Below are 998 nucleotides of genomic sequence, written 5' to 3' on the forward strand. Positions count from 1 at the left end.
ACTTACCCAAATATCCTTTTCCCTATCCATAAATAACCGGAAAGCATATATACTCCCCATGTTCTTTTGCTGAAACTGAACTTCTTCAAATGTTTGAGTTGCCTTATTAAACCTGGTAACCCCAGAACCATATGATCCAATCCAAACATTGCCTTTATCGTCTTTTATTATCGATGGAATTTGATTGGCTCCTAAATGACCTTTATCAACTTTAAAAAGATGATTTCTAAAATTATTGGTTTTCCTGTTCCAGAAACTAATCCCTTTGCCGTCCGTTCCAATCCAGATATCATCACCATCTTCACAGAATGAAAAAACAGTGTTATGAGCTAAACTATTACTGTTAAAAGGTTCATTTTTGATAGTTTTAAAAATATCCTTCTTTTGGTCAATAATGTTAACTCCTCCTCTAATCGTTCCTATCCATTTTCGCGATTCCTTGTCAATAAAAATTGTACTTATTGCATTACTTAATAAAGATTTTTCAGATTGCGTGAAGGCCTTTAATACGGTTTTCGCAACAACGTCTATGGAGAACAGTCCGTCACCGTCGGTTGAAACCCATAATACACGGCCATTCTCGAAACAGACGTCCATGATACGGTTCACAGTCAACCCACCTGGAATGTCAAAAGGCTCTATTTTATCAGTACCATTATAGAATTTAAGCAGCCGCCCCGCATTGGAACCTATCCACAGGTTGCCGCTTGAGTCGAACGTCATGCATTTTCCGTTTTTTATAGTTGAATTGACAATCTCAACACGGTTCAATCTGGAATTGTAAATGCATAAGCCAACTCCCCTGCTTAATAGCCAAACGTTGGAGTTTTTATCTAAGCTAAGTGATTCGACACTATAATCTGTCCGCATAACAGCATTATCATACAAAGGTATTTGATGCAATACCATAGAAGAGTGTTTCAAAACCAATAAGCCAGAACCAGTCGATCCCACAAAAACATCATTGTCTTTCCGGGCCTTTAAACACTGTACCCAAG

Annotated in this window: 1 protein-coding gene; it reads right to left on the reverse strand. The window is 37.8% G+C overall.

The window, feature by feature from the left end:
- The coding region (locus AC1DPZ_RS27935) for a ligand-binding sensor domain-containing protein (protein ID WP_477409676.1) at positions 1–909 on the reverse strand (909 nt) is incomplete at its 3' end.
- Positions 910–998: the final 89 nt, after the last annotated feature.

Source organism: Mucilaginibacter sp. P4_G9, assembly GCF_056400985.1.